General features: G+C 34.4%; 4 protein-coding genes. All 4 read right to left on the bottom strand.

The genetic code is table 11. The features are described 5' to 3' along the window. Positions 1 to 141: 141 nt before the first annotated feature. Positions 142 to 570: an NUDIX hydrolase gene (locus BFI01S_RS21745; RefSeq protein WP_061794426.1), complete on the bottom strand. Its 429-nt coding sequence runs from the start codon at positions 568 to 570 to the stop codon at positions 142 to 144. A 57-nt stretch (positions 571 to 627) separates the two neighbouring features. Continuing rightward, positions 628 to 1026 (bottom strand): VOC family protein, encoded by a 399-nt coding sequence (locus tag BFI01S_RS21740; RefSeq protein ID WP_061794425.1) that lies wholly within the window; start codon positions 1024 to 1026, stop codon positions 628 to 630. A gap of 270 nt (positions 1027 to 1296) precedes the next feature. Next, the gene (locus BFI01S_RS24655; protein WP_115596673.1) at positions 1297 to 1560 is read right to left on the bottom strand and encodes a CBO0543 family protein; all 264 of its coding nucleotides are present in this window, start codon (positions 1558 to 1560) and stop codon (positions 1297 to 1299) included. Between the two features lie 15 nt (positions 1561 to 1575). Next, positions 1576 to 1806, bottom strand: coding sequence for a hypothetical protein (locus BFI01S_RS21730; RefSeq protein ID WP_061794423.1), 231 nt, complete (start codon positions 1804 to 1806; stop codon positions 1576 to 1578). Between the last annotated feature and the right edge of the window lie 93 nt (positions 1807 to 1899).

Raw genomic sequence — 1899 nt, 5'->3', positions numbered from 1 at the left:
CATCAGATTATAGATTCTGTTAAAAAGCATAGTTCCTGATAAAATAATAGTTAGAAAAGTTTAAAGCCCAATTTCTCAATAATTATTAATGAGAAATTGGGCTGCTTTTTTTACAATTACGAGATTAATAGACCCCTGCTACTAATGGACCGGAATCAAGGCTTCAGCACATTTAATACTTTCTTTTAAATAAACAGGCGCTTTCGGGTGATGTAAAATCTCTTTAGTTGTTAACCAAAGCACCTCTTCTACCTCATCGGAACATAAAGGTAATGCATCACCAGATTCATATTCGCAAAGAAAAACAATATCGACTACATTTTGATTAGTATCTGTTACGAAAGAAGTACTGTGTACATAAATTAAACGGTCTTTTACTTTTACACCGACTTCCTCTAAAATTTCACGCTTTACAGTTCTTTCTAAAATATTTGATGAGTTTCCTTCTAAATCCACCTTTCCTCCAACAAGGGAAAGCAAACCACCTGCATGTTCCTCTTTTTTACTTCTTTCAACAATGAGCCACTTGTCATTTTTCCTTATAGCTCCTTCTACATTTACAATAAACATTTTAAGCCTCCCGCTCATAAATTTCACTTTCCATAATAAATAGAAGCAGACCACGTTTTATAAAGGAGCAATTAATTCAACTTTAATTCGATCAGGATCTTCGAAATAGACTGCATAATGAGCAGTTCCTCCCGCAAAAGGATGCTTGTTTTTATAAAGGATATTGACCCCTTTAGCCTCTAATACATTCGTTATTTCATCAACGTGAAGCCGTGATTCAGCATAAAATGCCAGATGATTCAGCCCCACTCGGCATCTATGATATGGAATTTCAAGAAAACGTTCCTCTGCCTGCACAAAGACAATGTAGGTTTCACCTAGTCTCCAGCTTTGTCCGAATTCCCACTTTTGAAAAGATACATATCCTAACTCCTCGAGAAACCACCCCCAAAATTCGGATGACCTTTCCAAATTTGATACGTACAGCTCGATATGATGGAGCAGCCCCCTTGACAAATACACACCTCCTGCTGAATAAACATTCCAAAATAAAAGTAAGCTGCTATGATAGCTGCTTATCAAGTAATCAATTACCTAACCTACTATTTCTACTTCTTTTTCAATTCCCCTTTGTTTAACTAACGCACCCCTATATTTTAAGTGCAATATTTCACAAACCTTCTGTGAACATTCGATTAACAACAAAATACATTTATACATAAATGCTATAATTCATTTCTGATTGACAGACTCAATATTATGTTGGAACATAAAAATACTCTTATGTTAAAAAAGGGGTTTAATTGCTGAACTATGAGCCAGTTTATGAGCAATAAGATAAATGACAAAAAAGAATGGAAATGAAAAGATTGAGTTCCACCCGGGATATTTATAGTAGCCTATCCATAAGCTAAAAGGTTCTGCTATAAATGCTGTAATGCCTGCAAAGATTAGCCCTTTTATTATCGGACTTACCTGAGGTTTTATTTGTAAAAAGAACATAATAGTAACTGGCATAAGTGCAAAATCCCATGCAATATAGTCCGGCATTACGGGATTAATTTATTATAGTATCATTGCCCACAAACCGCCTATCATTAAACGGGCTGAACTCTCTTTATTTCTAAAAATAAACCATATTATCCAAGGGACCACTGTTAAAAGAAATGTTGTCATCCACCCGAAAGAGAATAGAATATCCTTTATCCAAATTTCACTTAAACTAGAGTGAGCATCATCAATTGTTTTATACTGTTCATTTATTAATTTTATTATTTGGTCAGAAGGTCTTATCATTATTAAGGGCTCCTTGTTTTTCCCTTATAATTCCCATTTCCCTTCTTATTATGATGTTACTTTCAACTATCCTGCACCTATAGCATAATAAGA

Source organism: Cytobacillus firmus NBRC 15306, from assembly GCF_001591465.1.
GTDB lineage: Bacteria > Bacillota > Bacilli > Bacillales > Cytobacillaceae > Cytobacillus > Cytobacillus firmus.
This window is presented reverse-complemented; position numbering and strand designations above follow the sequence as displayed.